Raw genomic sequence first — 19498 nt, 5'->3', positions numbered from 1 at the left:
GGGCGCCTCCGGCGTGGGCGACGAACCGGTGTGCGCCGCCGTCACAACCCGCCGGGGACATCTACAGCGTCTCCCGCCACTCTTCGAGCTGGAGGTTCCACTGCCCGCAGCTGTCGGCACTTTCGCCCCCCTCACAGTGCTCGTCGCCCTCGGGATGGACGGCGTGGACGTGCTCGCCGGCCAGGATCTTCTGGTCGATGGCCTTGCGCTGTGCCTTCCGGCGGCCGAACAGCGGCATCACCAGTCCCTCACCCGGAAGAGCTGCGACTTCGCCTCGACCAGCTTCATCGTCTGCGGGCCGACGATGCCGCTGCCGGGCCAGCCCTGAGCCCGCTGGAACATCGCGGTCGCCTTCTTCGTCTTGTCGTCGTAGACGCCCGGCGTGTACATGAAGTCGATGCCCGGGATCAGCGACCAGACGCCGCGCTGGTAGTTGGCGACGTCGTCCCGCGACGAGTCGGAGCCCACCTTGACGACCCCGGTCTTCGACTCGGCCGCCGCCCTCACCTGCCGGTAGGAGATCCACGACCGCTTCGCCAGCGGCACCGGCTTCTCCGGCGGGATCGGGACCTTCGTCACCGGCCGGCCGAGCTGCTTCAGCAGCGCCGCCCTGCCCGCGACCCCGTCGCTCCAGGCGCCCCGGTACGACCCGGACGTGTACGCGCCCCAGGGCCGGAAGTCGGTTCCCTTCTTCGACATGTCGACCATGACCTTGCAGTTGGTGTCCGGGTCGTACAGGGCCTCGTTGTTCTTCAGCCCGTACTTGGCCCGGCGCTCTGGTCCCATGGCGCCCAGCATGTTGATCTGCCAGAGACCGTAGGACTTGTCCCCGGTGTCGGTGGTGAAGTTCCAGGCTCCGGTGAAGTACGACGACTCGGCGAAGCACACGGCGATGGCGGTGACCATGGGCACGCCCTTGCCGGCGTCCGGGTCGATGCCGTGCTTGTAGCACAGCCGCGCCACCTGCGCCGGGGTCAGCTGCCGTCCTGACAGTGGCATGTCATATTCCCTTTCCTTGCTGCTACCTTCAGGGCCTCTTCCAGATCACCGATCCGGGCCGGATCCGGAACCCTCGGCTCGGCGGTGATGAAGCCCCGGCCCCAGTGGAACGCCCACACCGCGGGCACGACGACAAACGCCAGCGGCCACAACATGGCGATCGCCGTCGGCGCCATGCAGTCGCACCGCGCCCGGTTCAGGCGGGCCTGCTGTTCCTCCCTGGTGTTGTAGTACGAGGTGTATATCGAGTCACGCCGACGGCATTCGACCCAGTGCCACTGCCCGTCCGGCAGGGCGCGGCGGCGTGCCGTTTCGAGCTTCACCCAGCGGCGCCGGGCAACGAGAAGGGCTCCTGCCGTGTACAGCAGGAGCCCGAGGATGCTGGCGAAGGCGGCGATCATATGTGCCTCCAGGTGTTGCGCCGGATGATGTCGCCGATGCTGGACGGTTCGACGTCGTACTCGTGGGCCAGGGCCTCGTAGGTGACCCCGCCCCGGGCATAGGTAATGCGGATCCTCCGGACGTCGGCCGTCGTCAGCTTGCTCTTGTGGTGCCTCTCGCCTCGGTGCGCGGCCATCACGCCACCTCCGGGGTGTAGCTGATCCGCTCCGTCGGCCGCATCGCCTTGGCCGTGGCGTCGCAGTACGCCTTCGCGGCCCGGACCGCCTCCTCGCGACTGTCGTACCGGTTCATCAAACTGGTCCATTCCTTGGGCTCGCCGCCCTCGGTCCAGGTGATGCGGTACTTCCAGCCCTGGAGGCTGGGCCAGGTGACCGAAGCGGCATAGCTGATCTCGATCTCGAACGTCGGTGCTTCCGGCGGCGCGGGTTCCGCCGGCACGCACCCCGCCTTCTCGCAGAACTTCGGCATCTCCGGATGGGCGACACCAACCCCGCCCGGCGGCTTCATCAGCCGGGCCATCAGGACCCCTCCAGAGCGGGGTCGTGAGCCAGCTCGGTGAACAGCAGGACCACGTCCTTCGCTGTCCGCTCCGGGGCGTCGCTCCAGCGGGCCAGGGGGTGAAGGGCGCTGTCGCCCGGAATGCTGTGCGGACCATCGACACCGAGGTTGACCGCGATCCTTTCGGCAGCCACATCAGCAGCGGCGTAGCGGTCGAGGGCGCTGCTTCCCAGGCCCGCATGCAGGAGAGCGCCGAGAGCGCAGCGCCGCCCCGCGTCGTCTTCCAGCTCCCCCTTGCAGAAGCCGTAATCTGCAAGGACACGGGCAGCCTCTCCGAAGAGGTTCATCAGAGATCGTCCTCCGACCAGTCACGTCCCTTGAGGGCGTACAGCTCGACCATACGGCGGGCGCGATTGTCGGCGCTGTAGAACAGGTCCCCGGCCTCGCTGTCGGTGAGCCCGAGCGCTTTCGCGCCGCCCACTTCGTAGGCCACGGAGGTCGTGATGAGGTTGTCGTCTTCGAAGACGCCTGCGGCCAAGGCCAGTTCTCGCGCTGTGGTATCGGTGCGCTGGTTCGGGTTGAGGAAGTGCATCGCCCAGCCGGCGACGCAGCGAGTCGTGCCGCAGATGTCTGGGCCGCTGTCCCAGCCGCCCTGGTCGTGGGTCTGGGGGTGCATCGTGATCTGGTCGTGGATCTTCTGGAACAGCTCGCGGTTGATTTCAGGTGTCATGGTGGGCCGCCTTCTTGAACGTGAGGAGAACGTCCTCGCGGGTGGTGTTGCTCCCGTCGTTCCAGTCGGGAACGACGTCTTCGGCCGGGCCCAGGATCCCGATGCTGGAGGTCAGCAGCGCACCAGCCTTGAGGAACAGGTCCCTGTGCTCGTCGGTCGGGCAGGCCGAGTCGTTCTCGTTGAGCACACGGGCAAGAGCGCCCAGGGAGCAGACCGGACCCGTTCGCTCGGCCAGCCACATCTGGTAGCGAACTTCCTCACGCCACTGCGTAATCTCGTCCATGGTCACCTGCCCTCCCTTCCACTCCGCGTCAGGCGGAGCGCAGTACGCGCCCTGGTGCCAGCCGTCGCGTTCGATGACCTCACGTGCCCGGTCGAGGACTTCTTCAGGTGTCATGGCGTCTCCTGCGGGGTGATGTATTCGATGTCGAGGCCGCTGTTGTGGCGCCGGGCGATGTCGAGGCAGCGGCGGTCGGCGGCGGCGACGGCACGGGCGCGGGTGCTGGCGAAGGAGTGGGTGGCGCCGGAGCCATGGGGCCCGTGCCATTCGGCTCGCCAGTGCCAGGTGCCGGAGCTGTAGGCCCCGGGGGCGATGGTGACGGTGAAGATCACGGCTTTCCCTTCCTCTCCCGTTCTTGGCAGTTCCGGCAGTGACGGACGTGCTCCTCCCAGGCCCCGGCCTCCGTCACGTCCTCCAGCACGCGCGGGTGCAGCGGCTCCTCCCGCTCCGCGCACGCAGCGGCAAGCGCGTACACCGCGGCGCCCAGTCCCCCCAGGCCGGCCCACAGCCACTGCTGGTACACGGCCATGGCGACGGCGAACAGCACCCACAGCAGGGCGATGAGTGCGTACCAGCTCCTCATCGCTGCTGCCTCCGCTCCAGCGCCCGTTCCACGGTGCGCACCCCGATCGCCAGCTCGTCGGCGATCCGGGCGTTGGCCAGGCCCTCGTCGGCCAGCTTCCACACGGCCTCGTCGTGGAGACGGCCCGTGCCCGAGCCGGGGTGGGTCGTCTTGTACTTCTGGTGGGCCTCGCGGCAGGGTTCGCAGAACGGGATGTGTTCGCGGTAGTGGATCTGGTAGCCGCGCTCCGAACCGCACGCCCCCGTCCACTCCGGGATCGCGTCCGGGTCGTCGATGGTGTCGTCGTCCCAGCAGGACGGCGGGGCCCAGTCACGGCTGCGCGCAACGGTGCGGATGCGAGCCTGGGCGTGGACGCTGGCTCCGAAGTCCGACGGGTCCGCGTGCTGCAACTTCTCGTAACCGTCCCTGATCCTGTCCCGCCTCACCGCGCTGATCACGCCCTGTTCTCTGATCACGCGCCAGAGGTTCGCGACGTGACCGTTGAAGCCCAGCTCTTCCGAGAGGACCGGGCCGGTGAAACCCAGGGCCATGAGAGCCTGCGCGCGGCGCTGGCTGCCGGTGATGTCGACGTGGGCGGAGGCCGCGGCGCGGACCGGCATCTCCGGCCGCACTGCCATGATGGCTTCGGCCTTCAGCCGCCTGATCGGCCGATCGCAGCGCTCGCCGTTGACGAGGCGGCTGACGAAGGACGGGGAGACGCCCGCGCGCCTACCGATCGTCCGCAGCGACATGCCGTGCTCGTCGTGGAGCCACCGGGCGTGCCGGATGACGGGCTCCGCGTCGATCAGCGGGGGCCTTCCGATGGAGTGCAGGTACCGGCGCTGCTTGGCCTTCCGGTTCAGTTCCTGCTGGCGGGGGTTGGTCATGTGTGCGCCCCCTTTCATCGGGGTTTCAGTGCTTGCGCATCAGCCGGGCGAAGTCCCCTGGCGTCACGTCGAAGGGGAGCCGGCCGTCGTTGAAGATGTGGATGCCGTGGACGCGGTGGACGTCGTCAGCGGCCTGGGAGCAGATCATCTTGTCGGAGCGTTCGACTCGCGCCCGCAGGATCCGGGTCAGCACCGGCAGCCGAAGCCGGTACGCGGCCAGGTAGAAGTAGGTCGTGTAGTTGTAGCCGGCGCCGACCCGGCGCCTGCACTCGTCCACGACCTGGCGGGCCTGGTGCTCGTCCCTGACGAATCGCAGGAGTGCGACCGGCCTGAACTGGTACTGGGACCAGGGCGTGATCACGGCGCCGCCCGGCTGTGCCTCGAAAACGGTGCCGTCACCGAGGGAGACGGCCACGTGGGTCCAAGGCGAGACGTCGCCGTTCATCGCTTGAAGAGCCCGCACCACCGCCCCGACCCACCCCTCGATCTGGGTGAGGATCACGGTCCCTGCGGGCGGATGGGTCACAGCCGGCCCCCGAGCTGCATCAGCAGGTACACCGTGACCACCGACGCCAGCGCGATCACGGCGTAGATGACGAGCAGCGCCACGATCTCCAGCGGCGTCCACCTACTCATCCTCGGCCGCCCGCTTCATCGCGAGGATCACGTCCTCGGCGGTCCGCTCCGGGGCATCGTTCCAGATAGGGATGTGACTCAGCGGGACCACGCCCTCGTAGCGAGGGATCAGCCCTTCGCGTTCCAGGTGAGACCCCAACAGCGCGGCAGCCTCGTAGAACCTGCCCCCCATCATCCCTCGGTCACCGGTGACGCGCCGGAGGGCGCCGAGGGCGCAGGTGACGGGGTGCTCGGCGCCGGCCGACCAGTGCTCGTAACTGCCCTTGTGGTGTCCGTGCTCGGCTATGTATTCGGCGGCTTCCCGCAGGTAGTCGCTACTGTCCTTCACTCGCGCTCCCAGGTGTGTCGCAAAAGGTGATCAAGCAGGAGGCGGTCGCAGGCCACGCAGGTGGGGACGCCGTCCGGGACGGGCAACCCCAGCAGCTCGGCTCCGCAGATCGCCTTGATGGGCCAGGCGCCCTCGTCCGGATAGCAGACCTCGCACCGGTAGTGCGCCGGGAAGAACTCGGCCTGAATGGCGTCAGCATCGGTAACGGGTTCAGTCGTCGTCGGCATCGGCTTCCTCGTCTCTGGCGGGCTCGCACAGCAGGCACGGGCACCGCGGCTGCGGCACGTCGGGTCCCGGCTGCGGCGACGGGGCCTCGCCGCTGCCGCCGCAGATGGTGTTGGGCCGGGACTTGTCGCGGCTCGTGCTCGCCGACCGGAAATGCTCGACGAGGACCCCGTCGTCGACCGGCTCCAGGCGGTGGCAGTGCGAGCAGAAGCCCCAGCTCACTCCGGCCGCCACGGACGGACGTGCTTGTGGCCGCAGCCGCAGTAACGGACCTCGATCAGGTGGGCGCCGATGCGGGCGTCAGGATCGAAGGCCACGAAGGAGTAGCCGGTCCAGACGTGGACGTGGGTTTTCACGGCACACCCCCTGCCCGGTGGCGGATGATGGCGGCGCACGCGACGCACAGCGGCAGCGAGGCCGCCTTCTCCTCCTCGTCCTGGCTGCCGGTGCCGTACCAGTAGCCCGGCCAGGCGGTGCGACCGCACAGTGCCTCGGAGCCGGCGCCGTTGGGGGAGTGGTTCCACTTCAGCCGGTGGCTGACGGTGCCGCCCGGGAGGTAGACGGCGGTGTCACTCATCGGGAGGGGTCGGATTCTGCATCTGCACCGGCATCAGCGGTGACCACGGCCGCCAGTCCGGGGCGCCCAGTCGCCTCAGCATCTCCTTCACCGGCTGGCTCTCCACCAGCAGCGACGACGGGACGCCCATCGCCTTGGCGGCCTGGACCTCGGCGGCGAGCGTCTTGCGCTCATCACGCCGGGCGCTCTCGCTGAACCTGGATTCCTTCGCGAGCGTCTTCTGCATCTTCTCCAGGACGCTGACGATGTCCTCGGTGGCCTTGGTCCGCTTGTGCTCGGGGCCCTGGATCCGGTCGAACTCGCGCACCTCGTTGGCGATCTCTTCGAGCACCTGCGGGTCGAAGGCGCCGCTCTTCGCGTGCTTGAACTTGACCGGCTTGACGTCACCCGGGTACTCGCGCTCCGTCATATCCGTCCCGCCTTGTCGATGGTCTCCTGAAGCCGTTCGGCGGCGTCGAGGAAGGCCCGCTGCATGGCGAGGGCCTGGCCGAGGACGTCGTTGCGGGCGTCCTTCTTGCGGCGCTTCGACCTGCCGACGCCGATGACGCTGGGGACGAGCGCCCCGTACGCGTTGTCGACGATCTCGACGAGCGTCGATGTGCCGTCGCTGACCATGTCGATGGAGAAACGTTCCGGCGGGAAGGTGCGCAGGTAGGGGTTGGTGAACATCGTGGGCTCCCTAGGTGGGTTTGATGGGTTCGATGCGGTCCAGTTCGACCGGCCGCCCGCACTTCTCGCAGGTGACGGGCTGGCTGCCGTACCACTGCCGCCAGAATGGGTCGGAGGCGCTGCGGACCATGGTCATGTGCTGCTCGCACAGGGGTGCGGGCGTGGCGACGCAGTCCGTCTCCTCGTAGTGCCGGAAGACCGCGAGCCACGAGGCCCGCCTTTCGCACTCGTCGGTGAGCTGGAAGAGGCAGGGCACGTCGTAGTTGTGCATCGCCAGCAGCATCGCGTGCGGGTCGCTGCTGATCTCGTTCATGGGTGGATCACCCGGACGATCTGTTGCAGGTTGGGTCCGTCGTAATCGCTGCCGAGAGCGGCCACCGTGCCGGAACTACCCTCCGGGTTGAACCAGTTGGGCGGCACCTCGACGCGGTCGCCGATCTTCAGCGGCGTGCCGCCGTCGTCGGGATAGAAGGTCCAGAAGTAGGTGTAGAGGCGTTCGGTGTCGAGGAACCTGACCTGTATGAGCTGGATCACAGCAGGATGAACAGCACGATGATGATCAGGACTACGAGGGCGATACCGGCGATGGTCATGTCTTCTGCTCCTTTTCGATGAGGTAGTCGAGGTAGTGCCGCGCCTTCTGGAGGTCGATCAGCTTCGGTCCCTTCCTCCCGGCTCGGAGCACGTACTTGATGACGTTCGCCGCCCACGGGTCCAAGTCGTACGCCTCCCAGATCTGCCAGGGCTGCATCGCCTTGCCCTGGTAGTGCTTGGGCGCGGTCGACGGGTCCGACGGGCTGGCGCCGTTGTCGAGGGCCTTGAAGCTGTCCTCGTACGGGCTGTCCGCCGGCGGCTGCTCCTGCTTCACGGCGACCGGCTTGCACGGCGGAGGGAAGGGGCAGCCCGCGTTCTCGTCGTGCTCCTTGGAGTGCGAGACGCCCTGCGGGAAGGCCGGGTTGGGCGCCATCCGGCGCCTCACAGCCGCGCTCCTTCCATGAGCGCCTGCATCTCCCGCACCGTGACCCGCAGCGCGTCCAGCGACGTCGTCAGCTCGGTGATCTGGTTCGCCATCTGGGCCGACTCCCGTTCGAGCCGCGTGATCCGGTAGGCCTTAGACCTCGTCCACTTTCTCCACGCCGGGCACGGCCAGTGATCCAGGCATCCGAGGCAGATGGCGTCGAACTGGCCTTGCCGGTGGCCTTCGGGTTCCTTCACCAGGGCCTCCAATCCCACCGGACCTTGCCGTCCGCGCCGATGACCTTGATGCGCTGCATCGGCGGGCGCTGGGTCGGCTGTTTCGTCTTGCGCTTCCTGCCCTCGCCCTTGCCGGCCTCGGGCTTCTTCGGTTGTGGGGTCACGCTCAGCACCTCCGTGCCACGTCGAGCATCACGCGCTTCTCGTCGGGGTCGACCGACAGCCCGTAGAAGGTCTTGATCCACGCCACCTGCTGGACGTACTGGCAGCGGTTCGCCGGGGCCGCCCAGGCGCCGTCCTGGTCGCTCTTCGAGCGGTTCAGGGAGCTGGTGATGGCGTTGAGGGTGAAGGGGTTGACCTCGTCGTTGGCGAAGGTCCGGCGCTTGTTCTCCGACCACGCCCAGGCGCCCGAGTCCCACGCCTCTTTCAGCGCCACCGTGTGATCGATGTCGAGGGTCGACGGGTCGCTGGTGAAGCGGCCGTCCCACCGCGAGAACCAGCTGCCGTCGTCGCGGCGCTCGTGGTTGAGGATCCAGGCCCGGACCCGCGTACCGGCGTAGCCGAAGGCGTCCCGGTAGTAGCCGGTGGTGTGCTCCGGCTCCACCTTCAGGGCCTGCACCGCCCGCGTCAGCGCCGAGGGCGGCTTCGGTGCCGGTGGCCGTGGCGGGGGAGCGGGTTTCTGTGCCGCTGCCGGGGGCGGCGAGGTTGTTCGGGGCGTCTGGCGAACAACCGGCGCCTTCCGCGTCGGGGCCGGCTTCACCGTCGGCTTCACCGTCGGTGTCGCCTTCGGTGTCGCCTTCGGTGTCGGCGTTGGTGTCGGCGTCCGCGCCGGGGACGGTGTTGGTGTCGGTGTCGGGGACGGCGGCGTGGTGGCCGGCGCGGACGACGTCGGCGTCCAGGGCGCGGGCCGCGACTCCTGATCTCGGGGGACGGCGTACACGACGGTGACACCCAGCAGGGTCAACGCCAGCCACAGCGCCCAGGCATGCCACCGGCGCCGCGGGGGCCGCCGGTGCCGGGTCACCCGCCGCCGCCTCCGTTCGCGTACTCCTCCATGACGGCGAGGTCGTCGCGCTCGTCCTCGCCGATGGCGATCACGGCGCCGAGGATGAGGCCGAGGAAGAAGTAGATCATGGTCGCCAAACCTTTCCGTCGAAGGTGAAGGAGCAGTCCGGCCGCATGTGCACGACGTGGTGGAAGGTGTGGCCGCCGTCCACGACCAAGATCCCGAACCCCTTCTGCCAGTTTGGGGAGCCGGACTTGATGTACGTGGCGTGCTTCTCGTGCATGCCGTGACCGATCTCCATACCGGTGATCGTCCGCCGGCTGCCGGGCAGGCCGACGGTGGTCGACACCGTGCCCAGGCGGTGCGTGTGGCCGCACATGACCGACGCGTTCCAGCGCTGGGCGAGACCGAAGGCGGTGCGGCCGGGGACGGGGGACAGGCTGCCCTCGTGCCCGTGGGCGGCGATCCAGCCGGGCGCGACCCTGAAGGGCCTGCGCTCCAGTCGGGTCTTCCGGTCCTTGATGCCGAGGATGGCGTCGAGCGTGAACTCGGAGTCGGGGCCGCCCAGCGCGGGGGCATACCGGTCGATGTACGTCTCCATGCGCTCGTCGTGGTTGCCGACCTTGATCCAGTCAAGGTCGAAGGTGTCGAGGATTTCGCGAGTGATCTTGACGTTCTTCCAGAAGGTGGGGGAGAACTCGCCCGCCGCTCCCTTGTTCCAGCGGCCCACCTCGGGCTGGTCCATCAGGTCACCGATCTGGCCCTTCTGCGAGGGCTTCACCGCGGCGATGAACTTCTTCATCACCTTGATGTAGCTCGGATCGTGGTACGGGACCTGGAGGTCCGAGAGAACGACGATCAGCTCGCTGCTCACCTCTCGCCCTCTTCCTGGAACGAGTCGGCAGCGAGCCGCACCACGTCGGCGACGAACGTCCGGCTCTCGCCGTCGATGACGACGGAGGCGATATACCTCTGTTGGCCGATCGGCGAGACGGCCTCTTCGGTCTCGAAGAACTTCAGCTCTGCTCGGTACTTCATCACAAGCCTCCACAACAGGGGCAGTTGAGCATCAGGCAGTGCCCGTTCAGCCCGTACTTGATCTCCTCTGCCGCACACATCTGGGCGATGCGTTCCTGGAACGTGAGGCGGCAATCTCGTCTGATGGCCCGGTTGATCGCGTAGTCGAGGAGAAAGACCGCGTCACCCGGCAGCGGAACGGTCACGATCGAACGCCCCGCCGGAATGTTCACAGGTGATGCACCGGCACGTACCGGTCTGAGATCGGCCCCTCCTGGCCGGGGATGACGATGTCAACGGTGTGGTCACCGACGCACACCTCCCAGCCCCTTTCCATCAGCACGGCCAGGAAGTCATTCCACAGCTGCCGTGCCTGCTTCTCGTCCTCCATGGCGAGGGCACCTTCCGTCATCGATGGCGTATCCGGTCGGCAGAGGGTTGCGTCGTATTCCGCAGCGGCACGCTGGTCCGTACGCGTTCTCCTCCGCCCAGAGCCCGGCCTCCCAGCGCGCGATATCGGCGCGGATGCGGGCGACAATCACCGGGTCCAGCTCGTTCTGGCCGATGCGTTTCGACTTCGCCATCACAGGCTCGCCATCCCGCACGCGACCAGGTCGCGGGCCATGTTCGGCGGCACCGCGTTCCCGGCCATCCGGACGCGGTCCCGTTTCGAGCCCTGCCAGCGGTAGGTGTCCGGGAACGCCATCGCCGCGGCGTACTCGGCCGGGCTCAGCATCCGGAAGGAGCAGTCCTCCAGCACCGGGGCAGCGGGGGCAACCAGGCCGTGGTGGTTGCCGCTGGCGCACACCGTGGCCAGGGGCTCGGACACCGGCCTCGTCTTGCTGCCGCCGCCGCGCAGCTCGGCGATGAACGGCGGGATGACGACGCCTTCACTCTCGCGTGTCGTGCGGGTCCGGAAGGGCTGGTCCGTGAGGTAGGCGGTGTCGTTCCACGTGCCGCCGGCCGGGACGAGCAGCCCCGTCTCGTTCCTGGCCGTACAGGTACGGAGCGGCGTGGTGACCGGCGAGGGCTGCTTGCCCTCCCTGCCCTCCACTGGCACCAGGGCGGTGCCGTAGCGCTCCAGGCCGAGCCGGATGCGCGCCATGGTCTTGTCGGCCAGCGGGCGAGTCCTGTCGCCGATGCGCTGCGCGGGGAGTGCCCAGTCGATGGCCTCGGCAGCCGGCCGGGTCTCCGGCTCCGCCTGCTGGCCGCATGCGGTGCAGCGGAAGACGTACTGCTGCCGGTACTTCCCGGCCTGCTTCCCCGGGTCCTTCCACGACTGGTAGGTGTTGCGGACCGCCTCGCAGTCCGGGCACCAGGCGCGCGGGCTGGTGTAGCGGGGCACGTCCGGGCACCGGGTGCCCTTCGGGTGCATGAGGCAGAACCAGCGGTCGCGCCACTGCGGGGCGGCCGGCCCGAGCGCGCCCGCGAAGGCCGCGTTCAGGAACACCTCGTGCAGGCAGTAGCCGGTGTCCTCCATCGAGACCCGCCAGCCCCGGAAGCCGTTCCACTTCCGGACCTCGCAGACGTTCTCCACGAAGATCAGCCGGTAGCGGTGATGCTCCGCGAACCGCTGGACGTCCCACATCGTCGCGCGAGAGCGCTCGGCGTCGATGTTCTCTGGGTCGTCCTTCACGCCCCGGGCGACGCTGTGCTTGGTGCACGACGGTGACGCCCAGATCATGTCGGTGCGCGGGTACCGGCGGGGGTCGACCTGAGAGATGTCGGCGCAGTCGTGGTCGGCGCTGGGGTGGTTGTCGTTGTGGGTGTCGACCGCCAGCCTCCAGTGGTTGATGGCCATCCGGATTTCGACACCGGGGACGGAGACGGCGCCGGTTGAACTGCCGCCGCCCCCGCAAAACAGATCGATAAGGGTCGGCATCGGCCGCTCCGCTGTTCAGTTGTTGTGCTGGGTCAGGAGTCGAAGCCGAAGACGATGCGGGCCTCGTACCCGCCGGCTTTGGCAGCGGCGTATCGGGTCCAGGCGAGGAAGGTCTCGCAGCTCTCTCGCAGCGGTCGGGTCCAGTAGACCCGGACATGCGTCCATCCGGGCGGGGGCGGGACGCCGTCCTCTGCGAGGACGATGTTGCGGCCGGAGATACCGCCGCTCCATCCCTTCGGCGGAGGGCTCACCCGGTCCCAGGACTCGTACTCCGCACGGCTGATGTAGCCGCATTCGTTCAGCGGCTGGTCCCAGCCCTTCCAGTCCATGACCTCCGGGAGCGACAGCCAGGAGAAGGAGTGGTCACCCAACCAGGGTTCCTCGTCATAGCCGCACGTGACGCCCTTCGTGCTGTCCAGATTGAAGTCCTTGGGCCAGTCGCGTGGTGCAGCGATCGGCTCGATCGGTTCGTGCGTTTTAACACCGGCGAACCCGGCGCCGTTGCGGACGTCGGCCAGGGCGGCGAAGAGCCGGTAATTGCGGTCGTCCTCCATCCGGCAGTCGGTGTACCAGTAACCGCCGGCCGCGTACCGCGTTTGCAGCACGCCGTGGATATCGGTCCCCATATGTAGTTGTCCTGTCTTGTGCTGGGTCAGGCCCGGTGGAAGATGGAAGCGATCACGTAGATTCCGGCGATGACGATGAGGATCCACGCCTGCATCTCGGTCATTCGTTCACCCCCTTGTCCACGATGTACTTCTCGATGAAGTCGAGAGCGTCGCCCTCCGACCGGCAGCGCACGGGCAGCACCACCGAGGCGTCGTCACCAACGGCCAGGTGGGGCCGCCACGGGTACTCCTCGTCGTAGTCCGCATCGCCCGGCTCCAGCCGGGTCGCCGACCAGGCACCGGCAGCGTCCGGCTCGGGCGCCTTCGCGTCCTGCCCGGAGCCGTCCTGGGGCGGGTTGGTCTCGCCGCTCTCCTCCGCCTTCGCGGCCTGGTACGCGGACCAGTGGCCGACGATGTTGGCGTAGATCGAGATGAGCAGCACCCAGAGGATCGAGTCCTTCCACCACAGCATCGTGGGGACGACCAGTGCCATCCACACCACGGCCAGGGCTACGTGGACCCAGGCCCAGATTTTCGCCTTGCGGGCCCGGCTCATGCCATCGCCCGCTGCTGCACGCGGTAGCCGCTGCGGATGGTCTGTTCCGCCTCCCGCTCGGTCAGCCCAGCGGCTGCGGCGGCCTGGCCGAGGAGGTTCAGGGCCTCCTCCTCGGAGGCGCCGTCCTCGCACATCGCGCGGGACGCCCAGAGCAGGCAGTTGTTCCGGTTGCCTTCGGGGGCGTACATGACCTTCTCGGCGAGGCCGCCGTAGCTGCCGCCGCCGGGGTGTGAGAACAAGGACTTCTCCCTCTTCGGTTTGGGTTTCTCCCGGCACAGCTCCACCAGCTCGGGCGGGCAGTCGCGGAAGGGGACGTCGTAGTCGAGGACGTAGCGGCCCTTGGTGGTCTCGCTCCCGGCGCCTAGGACGTAGCCGCCGCGCTGGCCTCCGTTGGACCGGATGTCGACGAGCGGGGCGCCGTACGCGGCGAGGCCGGCCTGCGACGCCTGGACGTCTTCTGGCCAGCGGTAGTACAGGTGGGTGCCGCCGGAGCCGGTGACGACGGTGTAGGTGTTGCAGATGTCGGCGACGTCGAGGCCGAGTCTTGCGCAGACGTCCAAGAACTGGTCGAGGCCGTCTTCGTCGCTGCCGTCCTTGGCCTTGTCGCAGTCCACGACCAGAAGCCCGGAGGGCCTGCACGCGATGCCGATGTTGGCGTTGGGGGAGTGCGTCCACCAAGCGGAGATCATGTTGGGATCCCGGGTGGCGACCTCGCCCCACTTGACCTTGTACGGCTTGCCGGGCCACAGCAGGTGCGGCTGCTTGTCGATCAGCTCCCCGGTCTCCGGGCAGACCGTGCCGCACGGGTTGACGGGGAACACCGCGAGCCCCATCGCGACGGCCCGGGCGGCGTCGGCGAGCTTCACTGTGGCTCTCCTATCGTTCCGTTGGTGAGGAACATGGCGAGGTACAGCACATCGGCCGGCGCCACGAGAACTTCCTCGGCCCACTCGCGGTTGTTGAGGGCCTTGTAGGCGGTGTTCCAGGCGTCGAGACGCTCGGCGATGGCGTGGTGAATGTCGCAGTCACTGCATGACATGTGACCTCTATTCAGTTGTGGGTGGCGAGGGCGCTCAGTTGCTATTCGGAGAGCCGTTTAATGCCTTGCCCGCACAGGCACCCTCGCCGGGCTACTTCCAGGGCCAGTCGGCGTTGCGTCCGGCCTCCAGCAGCGGGATCATCCGGAACGACGCGTCCGACAGGCCGCCGAAGGTGTGGCGGTTGCCCTGGCCCGCCTCGTGCCCGGCCTGGTAGCCGAGAAGGTTCCAGGTGTAGAGCGGGACGCTCGGCGGCAGGGCGCTGCCCGGGCTGGCCCAGCTGTGGGCCTGCTCGTCGGTGACGATCACCACCCGGTCGTGGCCGCTGAAGTGCTGCCGGACCGCCTCGGTGGTGAGCGTGCCGCCCAGGTCGTGGAACCGTGCCAGCATCGGCAGCAGCGACTCCGACGACCGGAACGGCACTTCCTGACTGCGGGTACCAAATTCGACCAGCGTCGCATTCACTGCCCGCAGCGCCAGCGCCGACCCGAAGACCGCGGCGGCGTCCGCGAACGTGAGCTGCGAGTGCTGGGACGTGCCCCAGTGCATCGAGCCCGACCGGTCGACCAGGATCAGCGTGCGCCCCGGCAGCTCCGGCACGTTGGCCAGCGACAGGTTCACCGCCTTCTCCAGCGCCCAGGCCCACCGCAGCGACGGCGCCGCGCGGTAGGCGGACAGGAAGCGCATCGGGAGCTGACGGGACCGGGCCACCTCGTCCGGGTCCGCGAGCCGGGCGGCGACGGTGGCGGCCACCTCGTCGCTGACGCCGGCCTCGTCGAAGTTCCGCAGGTTCCGCAGCAGCGCCATGTACCCCATCGACGGGATCATGGCCTCCCAGAGCTGCGCCTTGTCGACCTTCGACCCGAACGCCGACAGCGCGTCCTCCCACGCCATACCTGCACCGCGAAGAGCATTCGAGTCGAGCCACAGGTCCACGTCGCCGGAAGCGCGCAGAACAGCGTTGGCGCGGACCATGTGCAGCGACTCGGGCACCGGCTTGTCCCGCTTGTGCCGCCGGTCGATGGCGTGCTCGAACAGGTCTCCCTGCCACGGCGCCGTCGGCGTCGGGTGAACCAGCTCGATGACGTCACCGAAGCGGTAGGCGTGCGAGGCGGTGTCGTACTTCAGCAGCGACCGCTCGCTGTACAGGCGCCGGATCGCGTCGGCCAGGCCGCGCTTGATCGGCTTCGGCACGGAGCGGCCGTGGCGGGACGTCCAGTACGCCAGCAGCTCGCCCGGCTCGTCCGGCCGCTGGCACACCGCGTCGATGACCTTGCGATTGCGCCCGGTGAGGCCCTTGTCGAGGCGGGCCTTGACGAACTCAGCGGCGCCGACGAGGGCGGCGGTGCGCATGTTGCCCTCACCGCGCAGCCAGGTGAGCATGTCGGTGACCCAGTCCGGGTCTTCGACCGCCAGGGCGTGTATGAGCTGCGTGTACCGGTCGTCGCGCTGGCCGCCGTTCTCGTAGAAGGCGTTCTGGGAGACGAAGTTGGAGACGGCCAGCAGGAACAGCTCCGACTTGGCGTCCCGGAAGTAACCCTGCCCGCCCTCGTACGTCGCGGTCGGGTTGGTGCTCTTGATCGGGGAGCGTCCGGTGGCCTTGGCGGTGCGGGTGTTGAAACGAGACACGGCGGGTTTCCCCTTTCAGGGCAACGAAAAAGACGCCCTGGTGGGGGCGTCTTTGAGAGAGGGGGTGTTCGCGAGATCAGGGGGGCGGCCGGGCTTTCTAAGTGGGGAAGTATCCGACTGCCTGCGCACCGCGAACGGTGAAGATCTGGGGGATGCCAGAGATCAAATCGGTGACGGTACGTAAGCGCTCTGCCAACTGAGCTACACCCGGGCCAGGCCCAGGTGGCAGGACTCGAACCTGCGACCACTCGTTCCTCAAACGAAGTATCCGTCTCCTGCGCACCTGGCATCGATGCTCAGAGGGTCAGAGATCGGGGTCGGCTCGGGGATCATTTCCATTTTCAGTGAAGTATCCCGGGCCTTCGCACCTGACCAGCTTGCCCAAGAATGCCCGAAATGATACCGGGCGTCAAGGGGTTATTCGTCGTAGTCGGCGACGCTGTCGGTGTCGTCGCCGGCCAGTTCGGCGATCGTGTTCTGGAGGTCTTCGAGGGCCTGCTGCTCCTCGGTCTCCGCCGTCTCCAGCGTCTCGACGATGTGCTCGACCTTGGCGTGCGCGGCGCGCGCCTTGTCGGCCTTCGCCTTCGCCTCCTCGAACCGGTTGGCGGCGGCCTTCAGCGCGGACGGCTTACGGCCGGGCCGCTTGCGGGTGGTGGTGGTCTCGGTCATGGCGGGTCTCCTTGGTTACTTGCTGGTGATCCAGAGGACGAGTTCGATGAGTCCCCACAGCGCGACGCCGGCCCCGGCGAGGTACAGCAGGAAGAATGTGCCGAGACAGCCCATGGCCGCCCGGTCTTCGTTGCGCGTCACCGGAACATCGCGGCGAGCTGCATCGCCCCGTCCTGCGTCATGTCGGGGGTCACGTTGATGCCCTTGCTGCGGAGGAAGTCCGCCAGGGCCGGTTCAACGCCCGCAGCCGGTGCAGGGGCCGGGGCCGTCGAAGGGGCACCCGCCGCCTGCCACGCCGCGGGGGGCGGGGTCGCCGCCGGCGGCGGTGCGGGGGTGGCGTTCATCCCCGCCCAGGCGTCGTACTGCGGGGGCGCCTGCTGCGGCATGCCGGAGGACGGCTGCTTGAACTGCCCAGCCTGGAACGCGGCGTGCACCGGCCCCGCCATGGCAGCGTCGGCGTCGGTGTAATCGCGCAGCACCCAAGCCTCGTTGCCGCTGCTGGTCATGGCCTGGTCGAGACGCCCGAGTACCTGGCCGCCGACGTCGTTGCGGACGCTCTTGGCCAGGTTGCCGAAGATCCGGCCGTCGTGGAACACGGGCGGCTGGCCCGTGGTGGGGTCGGTGGCGTCGACCACGACAATGTCGGCGTCGGCAGCGGGGCCGATGCCCTTCGACGTCTTCGCCTGCGGGTCGTATGCCTTCGGGTAGATCAGGAGAAGCCTGCCCTTGTGCTCGTGGGCGTTGAACATGTCTCCTTGACCGGCGGGGCGGGAGAACTGGGGAGGTGTGGTCACGCGGGTCTCCGTATTCGGTTGTTGTGAAGTTGTGGGGCGCGCACTACGTGGCCTTGGCGCCGGCCTGGTGCCACAGCACCATCACGTCCGCGCGGTAGTAGCGGCGGTGGCCGCCCAGGGTTCGTACGGCTCGGAGGCGTCCCTCGTCGGCCCAGCGGCTCACGGTGCGGATGTCGACCTGGAACAGCTCGGCCACCTCGCTGGGACGCATCAGCTCAGGCTCGGCCATTGCACCCACCCCCCGACAGATCCTTCGCGCCGGGCAGATGGAACGGACACCACCGGCAGTCGGGGGCGACGGGGAAGGCGGCCGACACCGCGGCGAAGTCGGTGGGCTCGCCGAGCACGGCCGGGACGCACTGTTCGTCCTGCACGCGTTCGGCGATCCGCTCGACCCGCGCGAACGCGTCGAGCGCGATCTTCGGGTTGTAAGGCTCGGTCCAGGTGTACAGATCATCGAGGCTGGCCTCGTCCCGGGGCCAGCCGACGATGGCGACGTGGTCGACCTGCTCGCCCCGCAGCCGGGCACCGTAGGCGTAGGTGTGGACCTGCACCCGGTACGTCTGGCTCGGGCCGTGCGCCTTCAGCTTGTCCCGCGACCAGCGGCCCATCGCCTTGTGGTCGAGGAACATCAGCAGCACCCGGTCCAGCAGGTCACCGGTCCCCCGGGGTACCAGCTCACTCGGGAAGATCAGGGGTGTTTCGACCGCATAGCGACCAGACCCGGCGTCTGCCCATGTGAGCATGTCAGCGAGGCCAGCATGGATGCATGTCCCGACAAACGAGGCCCAGTTGTCACCACCTGGATTGACCCTCGGCATCCGCATGAGGGACATCGCCAGTCGACGGTCACATGGTGACCCGATTTCGGAAGGACCGAGAGTTGCCTGCTGCGACCGTTCCTGACGGTTCGTATATCCATGGAACATCTCCTTGAGCCGGGCCGTGACCTCCTTCCCCAGGTCAGTCATCGGCCGCGCCGCAGGCTTGCCGCCCGTCGGCTGGCTGAACAGCACCGGTTCATCCCAGCTCGCCGGCTGTGCGAAGCGCACACGCTCAGCGGCGGCACTCAACGCAGCCGAGTTCACGCTCGTCCGGTACGCCTCGTACTGTGCGGCCGCCACGCCGCCCAGCTGCTCGGCGTACTCAGTCGCCCCCGGGATCACCACGGCACCGGTCGCATTCGCACCGCTCGATGCAACGGCCTCCGGTCCCGGCCCGGTCGGGGAAGATCCGGTCGTAGTGGTCGCAGATGTCGCAGGGGCCGTCGCAGCGACCGTCGAGAACTCCGCAGACGGGGCAGTCGGCGAGGCCGCATCCGTACATTCGTCGTCCTCCAGCGGCGGCACCACGCCGGTCAGGGTCTCCGGCAGCTCGGGCGCCGGTATGTAGGTGCCGGACGCCTCACACTTTTCCGGGCGGCCCATGTGGGTGTGGATCCGGTACTTCCCCGCCTGGGTCGGCTTGAGGGCCTTCCCGCACACGTGGCAGTTCTTGTAGTCGCTCAGCGGGGGCACCTCCTCTATTCAGTTGTGGGTATGGCGGATCGATCAGGTACACGGCGGCCCGGATGAAGAACTGGGGATCGTCGCGGCCGTGGCCAAGCATGGTGTTGCAGGGGCGGCACAGCAGCCCGCGCACGGCGCCCGACTTGTGGTCGTGGTCGACGGACAGCTTCCGCGTCTTGCCGGTGGCCCGGCGGCAGATCGGGCAGCGGCGCTCCTGGTAGTCGTACAGCCGGTCGTAGTCGCCGGGGCCGAGGCCGTAGGTGGTCAGGACCCGGCGCTCGTGGGTGGCCTTCGCGCGGCGCCGCAGCTCCTCCCGCCAGTGCGTCGCGCACCTCGGCCCCGGGTTGGGGGCGGGCCGGCGAAGGTTGGGCGGACAGTCCTTGCAGATGGGTTTCCGGGGCCGTCCGCCAGCGTGATCCGGCATCCGGGTCAGCCCTCGACGAGGTCGACGATGGTGCCGAGCACGAGGATCAGGGCGAAGAGGGCCGCGCACAGCAGGGCATAGAACTGCCGGTCGCTGACACGGCGGCGGTGATCGCTCATTCCGGATCCTCCGTCCGGGGCGGGGTCAGGAGCCGTTCAGCCCGTAGCGACTCGCGCCGGGCTCGCTGCCGGGCCAGGCGCTGGCGGTCCCGGCGCTCGGCGTCGGCCGCCGTCTCGTTCTGGTACCAGCGCCCGCGTACGGGCTTCCGTCGCTGCTTCATCGGGACATCACCACCAGGAGCAGGGTCGCGACAGCGACCACGAGCTGGACCACGCCCACGACGGTGCGGACGACTTCCATCTTGGTGTTGGCTCTGGGGTA

42 protein-coding genes and 1 tRNA gene are annotated in these 19498 nt (G+C 68.3%); 1 reads left to right on the top strand and 42 read right to left on the bottom strand.

All coding sequences use genetic code 11. From position 1 onward, the window contains the following. Positions 1-61 precede the first annotated feature (61 nt). The 24 genes from ACF08D_RS18595 to ACF08D_RS18480 all read right to left on the bottom strand — a co-directional run bounded on the left by ACF08D_RS18595 (position 62) and on the right by ACF08D_RS18480 (position 8591). Positions 62-241: a hypothetical protein gene (locus tag ACF08D_RS18595; RefSeq protein ID WP_392223783.1), complete on the bottom strand. Its 180-nt coding sequence runs from the start codon at positions 239-241 to the stop codon at positions 62-64. Beyond that, positions 238-999, bottom strand: coding sequence for a peptidoglycan-binding protein (locus ACF08D_RS18590; protein ID WP_392223782.1), 762 nt, complete (start codon positions 997-999; stop codon positions 238-240). Before ACF08D_RS18590 ends, ACF08D_RS18595 begins: the two co-directional genes overlap by 4 nt. After that, positions 975-1400, bottom strand: coding sequence for a hypothetical protein (locus ACF08D_RS18585; RefSeq protein WP_392223781.1), 426 nt, complete (start codon positions 1398-1400; stop codon positions 975-977). Before ACF08D_RS18585 ends, ACF08D_RS18590 begins: the two co-directional genes overlap by 25 nt. Beyond that, positions 1397-1576, bottom strand: a complete 180-nt coding sequence (locus ACF08D_RS18580; protein ID WP_392223780.1) for a hypothetical protein — start codon at positions 1574-1576, stop codon at positions 1397-1399. Before ACF08D_RS18580 ends, ACF08D_RS18585 begins: the two co-directional genes overlap by 4 nt. Continuing rightward, entirely contained in the window at positions 1576-1920 is a 345-nt protein-coding gene (locus tag ACF08D_RS18575; protein WP_392223779.1) for a hypothetical protein, read from the bottom strand. The genes ACF08D_RS18580 and ACF08D_RS18575 overlap by 1 nt, the downstream gene beginning before the upstream one ends. Continuing rightward, on the bottom strand, positions 1920-2246 hold the full coding sequence (locus ACF08D_RS18570; RefSeq protein WP_392223778.1) for a hypothetical protein: 327 nt from the start codon (positions 2244-2246) through the stop codon (positions 1920-1922). The genes ACF08D_RS18575 and ACF08D_RS18570 overlap by 1 nt, the downstream gene beginning before the upstream one ends. Beyond that, positions 2246-2629, bottom strand: a complete 384-nt coding sequence (locus tag ACF08D_RS18565) for a hypothetical protein (RefSeq protein WP_392223777.1) — start codon at positions 2627-2629, stop codon at positions 2246-2248. The genes ACF08D_RS18570 and ACF08D_RS18565 overlap by 1 nt, the downstream gene beginning before the upstream one ends. After that, positions 2619-3026, bottom strand: coding sequence for a hypothetical protein (locus ACF08D_RS18560; RefSeq protein WP_392223776.1), 408 nt, complete (start codon positions 3024-3026; stop codon positions 2619-2621). Before ACF08D_RS18560 ends, ACF08D_RS18565 begins: the two co-directional genes overlap by 11 nt. Beyond that, positions 3023-3241: a hypothetical protein gene (locus tag ACF08D_RS18555; RefSeq protein WP_392223775.1), complete on the bottom strand. Its 219-nt coding sequence runs from the start codon at positions 3239-3241 to the stop codon at positions 3023-3025. The genes ACF08D_RS18560 and ACF08D_RS18555 overlap by 4 nt, the downstream gene beginning before the upstream one ends. Then, positions 3238-3492, bottom strand: coding sequence for a hypothetical protein (locus tag ACF08D_RS18550; protein WP_392223774.1), 255 nt, complete (start codon positions 3490-3492; stop codon positions 3238-3240). The genes ACF08D_RS18555 and ACF08D_RS18550 overlap by 4 nt, the downstream gene beginning before the upstream one ends. Next, positions 3489-4358, bottom strand: a complete 870-nt coding sequence (locus ACF08D_RS18545) for a hypothetical protein (protein WP_392223773.1) — start codon at positions 4356-4358, stop codon at positions 3489-3491. Before ACF08D_RS18545 ends, ACF08D_RS18550 begins: the two co-directional genes overlap by 4 nt. A gap of 25 nt (positions 4359-4383) precedes the next feature. Continuing rightward, positions 4384-4884, bottom strand: a complete 501-nt coding sequence (locus ACF08D_RS18540; protein ID WP_392223772.1) for a hypothetical protein — start codon at positions 4882-4884, stop codon at positions 4384-4386. A 102-nt stretch (positions 4885-4986) separates the two neighbouring features. Continuing rightward, a complete protein-coding gene (locus ACF08D_RS18535) occupies positions 4987-5322 on the bottom strand; it encodes a hypothetical protein (protein ID WP_392223771.1) in 336 nt (111 codons plus the stop codon). Next, positions 5319-5549, bottom strand: a complete 231-nt coding sequence (locus ACF08D_RS18530) for a hypothetical protein (RefSeq protein ID WP_392223770.1) — start codon at positions 5547-5549, stop codon at positions 5319-5321. Before ACF08D_RS18530 ends, ACF08D_RS18535 begins: the two co-directional genes overlap by 4 nt. After that, complete coding sequence (locus ACF08D_RS18525) at positions 5533-5769, bottom strand: hypothetical protein (RefSeq protein WP_392223769.1); 237 nt, start codon at positions 5767-5769, stop codon at positions 5533-5535. Before ACF08D_RS18525 ends, ACF08D_RS18530 begins: the two co-directional genes overlap by 17 nt. Beyond that, a complete protein-coding gene (locus tag ACF08D_RS18520; protein ID WP_392223768.1) occupies positions 5766-5903 on the bottom strand; it encodes a hypothetical protein in 138 nt (45 codons plus the stop codon). The genes ACF08D_RS18525 and ACF08D_RS18520 overlap by 4 nt, the downstream gene beginning before the upstream one ends. Continuing rightward, positions 5900-6124, bottom strand: coding sequence for a hypothetical protein (locus ACF08D_RS18515; RefSeq protein ID WP_392223767.1), 225 nt, complete (start codon positions 6122-6124; stop codon positions 5900-5902). Before ACF08D_RS18515 ends, ACF08D_RS18520 begins: the two co-directional genes overlap by 4 nt. Continuing rightward, entirely contained in the window at positions 6117-6533 is a 417-nt protein-coding gene (locus tag ACF08D_RS18510; protein WP_392223766.1) for a hypothetical protein, read from the bottom strand. Before ACF08D_RS18510 ends, ACF08D_RS18515 begins: the two co-directional genes overlap by 8 nt. After that, entirely contained in the window at positions 6530-6793 is a 264-nt protein-coding gene (locus ACF08D_RS18505) for a hypothetical protein (protein WP_392223765.1), read from the bottom strand. Before ACF08D_RS18505 ends, ACF08D_RS18510 begins: the two co-directional genes overlap by 4 nt. A 10-nt stretch (positions 6794-6803) precedes the next feature. Further along, positions 6804-7106: a hypothetical protein gene (locus tag ACF08D_RS18500; protein ID WP_392223764.1), complete on the bottom strand. Its 303-nt coding sequence runs from the start codon at positions 7104-7106 to the stop codon at positions 6804-6806. Next, positions 7103-7327: a hypothetical protein gene (locus ACF08D_RS18495; RefSeq protein WP_392223763.1), complete on the bottom strand. Its 225-nt coding sequence runs from the start codon at positions 7325-7327 to the stop codon at positions 7103-7105. The genes ACF08D_RS18500 and ACF08D_RS18495 overlap by 4 nt, the downstream gene beginning before the upstream one ends. 55 nt (positions 7328-7382) lie before the next feature. Beyond that, on the bottom strand, positions 7383-7772 hold the full coding sequence (locus ACF08D_RS18490) for a DUF3310 domain-containing protein (protein ID WP_392223761.1): 390 nt from the start codon (positions 7770-7772) through the stop codon (positions 7383-7385). 232 nt (positions 7773-8004) lie between these two features. Continuing rightward, a complete protein-coding gene (locus ACF08D_RS18485; protein WP_392223759.1) occupies positions 8005-8151 on the bottom strand; it encodes a hypothetical protein in 147 nt (48 codons plus the stop codon). 2 nt (positions 8152-8153) lie between these two features. Beyond that, positions 8154-8591, bottom strand: coding sequence for a DUF1524 domain-containing protein (locus tag ACF08D_RS18480; protein WP_392223757.1), 438 nt, complete (start codon positions 8589-8591; stop codon positions 8154-8156). On the opposite strand from ACF08D_RS18480, the gene ACF08D_RS18475 reads away from it, so the two are divergent. Further along, the gene (locus ACF08D_RS18475) at positions 8575-8907 is read left to right on the top strand and encodes a hypothetical protein (RefSeq protein ID WP_392223756.1); all 333 of its coding nucleotides are present in this window, start codon (positions 8575-8577) and stop codon (positions 8905-8907) included. The genes ACF08D_RS18480 and ACF08D_RS18475 overlap by 17 nt on opposite strands. Positions 8908-9117: 210 nt before the next feature. Here the strand turns inward: ACF08D_RS18475 and ACF08D_RS18470 are convergent, their stop codons facing one another. The 18 genes from ACF08D_RS18470 to ACF08D_RS18385 all read right to left on the bottom strand — a co-directional run bounded on the left by ACF08D_RS18470 (position 9118) and on the right by ACF08D_RS18385 (position 19397). Further along, complete coding sequence (locus ACF08D_RS18470; protein ID WP_392223754.1) at positions 9118-9867, bottom strand: hypothetical protein; 750 nt, start codon at positions 9865-9867, stop codon at positions 9118-9120. Further along, positions 9864-10031, bottom strand: coding sequence for a hypothetical protein (locus ACF08D_RS18465; protein ID WP_392223752.1), 168 nt, complete (start codon positions 10029-10031; stop codon positions 9864-9866). The genes ACF08D_RS18470 and ACF08D_RS18465 overlap by 4 nt, the downstream gene beginning before the upstream one ends. Then, positions 10031-10243, bottom strand: a complete 213-nt coding sequence (locus tag ACF08D_RS18460) for a hypothetical protein (protein ID WP_392223750.1) — start codon at positions 10241-10243, stop codon at positions 10031-10033. The genes ACF08D_RS18465 and ACF08D_RS18460 overlap by 1 nt, the downstream gene beginning before the upstream one ends. Next, positions 10240-10401, bottom strand: coding sequence for a hypothetical protein (locus ACF08D_RS18455; RefSeq protein ID WP_392223749.1), 162 nt, complete (start codon positions 10399-10401; stop codon positions 10240-10242). Before ACF08D_RS18455 ends, ACF08D_RS18460 begins: the two co-directional genes overlap by 4 nt. 192 nt (positions 10402-10593) lie before the next feature. Then, the gene (locus ACF08D_RS18450; RefSeq protein ID WP_392223747.1) at positions 10594-11892 is read right to left on the bottom strand and encodes a DNA cytosine methyltransferase; all 1299 of its coding nucleotides are present in this window, start codon (positions 11890-11892) and stop codon (positions 10594-10596) included. Between the two features lie 32 nt (positions 11893-11924). Beyond that, positions 11925-12518 carry a hypothetical protein gene (locus tag ACF08D_RS18445; RefSeq protein ID WP_392223745.1) on the bottom strand — a complete coding sequence of 198 codons (594 nt, stop codon included), beginning with the start codon at positions 12516-12518 and terminating at the stop codon, positions 11925-11927. 100 nt (positions 12519-12618) lie between these two features. Beyond that, complete coding sequence (locus tag ACF08D_RS18440; RefSeq protein WP_392223743.1) at positions 12619-13056, bottom strand: hypothetical protein; 438 nt, start codon at positions 13054-13056, stop codon at positions 12619-12621. Next, positions 13053-13922: a bifunctional DNA primase/polymerase gene (locus ACF08D_RS18435; RefSeq protein WP_392223741.1), complete on the bottom strand. Its 870-nt coding sequence runs from the start codon at positions 13920-13922 to the stop codon at positions 13053-13055. Before ACF08D_RS18435 ends, ACF08D_RS18440 begins: the two co-directional genes overlap by 4 nt. Continuing rightward, a complete protein-coding gene (locus ACF08D_RS18430; RefSeq protein ID WP_392223739.1) occupies positions 13919-14095 on the bottom strand; it encodes a hypothetical protein in 177 nt (58 codons plus the stop codon). Before ACF08D_RS18430 ends, ACF08D_RS18435 begins: the two co-directional genes overlap by 4 nt. Positions 14096-14186: 91 nt before the next feature. Next, a complete protein-coding gene (locus ACF08D_RS18425; RefSeq protein ID WP_392223737.1) occupies positions 14187-15722 on the bottom strand; it encodes a TROVE domain-containing protein in 1536 nt (511 codons plus the stop codon). A 217-nt stretch (positions 15723-15939) separates the two neighbouring features. Beyond that, positions 15940-16009 (bottom strand) — tRNA-OTHER (locus ACF08D_RS18420). Positions 16010-16139: 130 nt separating this feature from the next. Further along, positions 16140-16391, bottom strand: a complete 252-nt coding sequence (locus ACF08D_RS18415; protein ID WP_392223735.1) for a hypothetical protein — start codon at positions 16389-16391, stop codon at positions 16140-16142. Between the two features lie 15 nt (positions 16392-16406). Next, a complete protein-coding gene (locus tag ACF08D_RS18410) occupies positions 16407-16532 on the bottom strand; it encodes a hypothetical protein (RefSeq protein ID WP_392223733.1) in 126 nt (41 codons plus the stop codon). After that, entirely contained in the window at positions 16529-17185 is a 657-nt protein-coding gene (locus ACF08D_RS18405; protein WP_392223732.1) for a hypothetical protein, read from the bottom strand. The genes ACF08D_RS18410 and ACF08D_RS18405 overlap by 4 nt, the downstream gene beginning before the upstream one ends. A gap of 43 nt (positions 17186-17228) precedes the next feature. Continuing rightward, a complete protein-coding gene (locus ACF08D_RS18400) occupies positions 17229-17414 on the bottom strand; it encodes a BldC family transcriptional regulator (protein ID WP_392223730.1) in 186 nt (61 codons plus the stop codon). Next, a complete protein-coding gene (locus tag ACF08D_RS18395) occupies positions 17401-18702 on the bottom strand; it encodes a hypothetical protein (RefSeq protein WP_392224112.1) in 1302 nt (433 codons plus the stop codon). Before ACF08D_RS18395 ends, ACF08D_RS18400 begins: the two co-directional genes overlap by 14 nt. Then, complete coding sequence (locus ACF08D_RS18390) at positions 18590-19117, bottom strand: endonuclease VII domain-containing protein (protein ID WP_392223728.1); 528 nt, start codon at positions 19115-19117, stop codon at positions 18590-18592. Before ACF08D_RS18390 ends, ACF08D_RS18395 begins: the two co-directional genes overlap by 113 nt. A gap of 115 nt (positions 19118-19232) precedes the next feature. Continuing rightward, positions 19233-19397 (bottom strand): hypothetical protein, encoded by a 165-nt coding sequence (locus ACF08D_RS18385; RefSeq protein ID WP_392223726.1) that lies wholly within the window; start codon positions 19395-19397, stop codon positions 19233-19235. Between the last annotated feature and the right edge of the window lie 101 nt (positions 19398-19498).

The sequence above is a fragment of the Streptomyces sp. NPDC015131 genome, from assembly GCF_043079975.1.
Classification (GTDB): Bacteria; Actinomycetota; Actinomycetes; order Streptomycetales; family Streptomycetaceae; genus Streptomyces.
This window is presented reverse-complemented; position numbering and strand designations above follow the sequence as displayed.

Bases quoted from the DNA above. Each gene is read 5' to 3' on its own strand.
- ACF08D_RS18570 (WP_392223778.1), bottom strand. From the start codon at position 2,246: ATGAACCTCTTCGGAGAGGCTGCCCGTGTCCTTGCAGATTACGGCTTC.
- ACF08D_RS18550 (WP_392223774.1), bottom strand. From the start codon at position 3,492: ATGAGGAGCTGGTACGCACTCATCGCCCTGCTGTGGGTGCTGTTCGCC.
- ACF08D_RS18400 (WP_392223730.1), bottom strand. From the start codon at position 17,414: ATGGCCGAGCCTGAGCTGATGCGTCCCAGCGAGGTGGCCGAGCTGTTC.
- ACF08D_RS18430 (WP_392223739.1), bottom strand. From the start codon at position 14,095: ATGTCATGCAGTGACTGCGACATTCACCACGCCATCGCCGAGCGTCTC.
- ACF08D_RS18505 (WP_392223765.1), bottom strand. From the start codon at position 6,793: ATGTTCACCAACCCCTACCTGCGCACCTTCCCGCCGGAACGTTTCTCC.
- ACF08D_RS18530 (WP_392223770.1), bottom strand. From the start codon at position 5,549: ATGCCGACGACGACTGAACCCGTTACCGATGCTGACGCCATTCAGGCC.
- ACF08D_RS18565 (WP_392223777.1), bottom strand. From the start codon at position 2,629: ATGACACCTGAAATCAACCGCGAGCTGTTCCAGAAGATCCACGACCAG.
- ACF08D_RS18560 (WP_392223776.1), bottom strand. From the start codon at position 3,026: ATGACACCTGAAGAAGTCCTCGACCGGGCACGTGAGGTCATCGAACGC.
- ACF08D_RS18590 (WP_392223782.1), bottom strand. From the start codon at position 999: ATGCCACTGTCAGGACGGCAGCTGACCCCGGCGCAGGTGGCGCGGCTG.
- ACF08D_RS18545 (WP_392223773.1), bottom strand. From the start codon at position 4,358: ATGACCAACCCCCGCCAGCAGGAACTGAACCGGAAGGCCAAGCAGCGC.
- ACF08D_RS18455 (WP_392223749.1), bottom strand. From the start codon at position 10,401: ATGGAGGACGAGAAGCAGGCACGGCAGCTGTGGAATGACTTCCTGGCC.
- ACF08D_RS18500 (WP_392223764.1), bottom strand. From the start codon at position 7,106: ATGAACGAGATCAGCAGCGACCCGCACGCGATGCTGCTGGCGATGCAC.
- ACF08D_RS18390 (WP_392223728.1), bottom strand. From the start codon at position 19,117: ATGCCGGATCACGCTGGCGGACGGCCCCGGAAACCCATCTGCAAGGAC.
- ACF08D_RS18450 (WP_392223747.1), bottom strand. From the start codon at position 11,892: ATGCCGACCCTTATCGATCTGTTTTGCGGGGGCGGCGGCAGTTCAACC.
- ACF08D_RS18510 (WP_392223766.1), bottom strand. From the start codon at position 6,533: ATGACGGAGCGCGAGTACCCGGGTGACGTCAAGCCGGTCAAGTTCAAG.
- ACF08D_RS18575 (WP_392223779.1), bottom strand. From the start codon at position 1,920: ATGGCCCGGCTGATGAAGCCGCCGGGCGGGGTTGGTGTCGCCCATCCG.
- ACF08D_RS18585 (WP_392223781.1), bottom strand. From the start codon at position 1,400: ATGATCGCCGCCTTCGCCAGCATCCTCGGGCTCCTGCTGTACACGGCA.
- ACF08D_RS18515 (WP_392223767.1), bottom strand. From the start codon at position 6,124: ATGAGTGACACCGCCGTCTACCTCCCGGGCGGCACCGTCAGCCACCGG.
- ACF08D_RS18445 (WP_392223745.1), bottom strand. From the start codon at position 12,518: ATGGGGACCGATATCCACGGCGTGCTGCAAACGCGGTACGCGGCCGGC.
- ACF08D_RS18465 (WP_392223752.1), bottom strand. From the start codon at position 10,031: ATGAAGTACCGAGCAGAGCTGAAGTTCTTCGAGACCGAAGAGGCCGTC.
- ACF08D_RS18385 (WP_392223726.1), bottom strand. From the start codon at position 19,397: ATGAAGCAGCGACGGAAGCCCGTACGCGGGCGCTGGTACCAGAACGAG.
- ACF08D_RS18415 (WP_392223735.1), bottom strand. From the start codon at position 16,391: ATGACCGAGACCACCACCACCCGCAAGCGGCCCGGCCGTAAGCCGTCC.
- ACF08D_RS18580 (WP_392223780.1), bottom strand. From the start codon at position 1,576: ATGGCCGCGCACCGAGGCGAGAGGCACCACAAGAGCAAGCTGACGACG.
- ACF08D_RS18440 (WP_392223743.1), bottom strand. From the start codon at position 13,056: ATGAGCCGGGCCCGCAAGGCGAAAATCTGGGCCTGGGTCCACGTAGCC.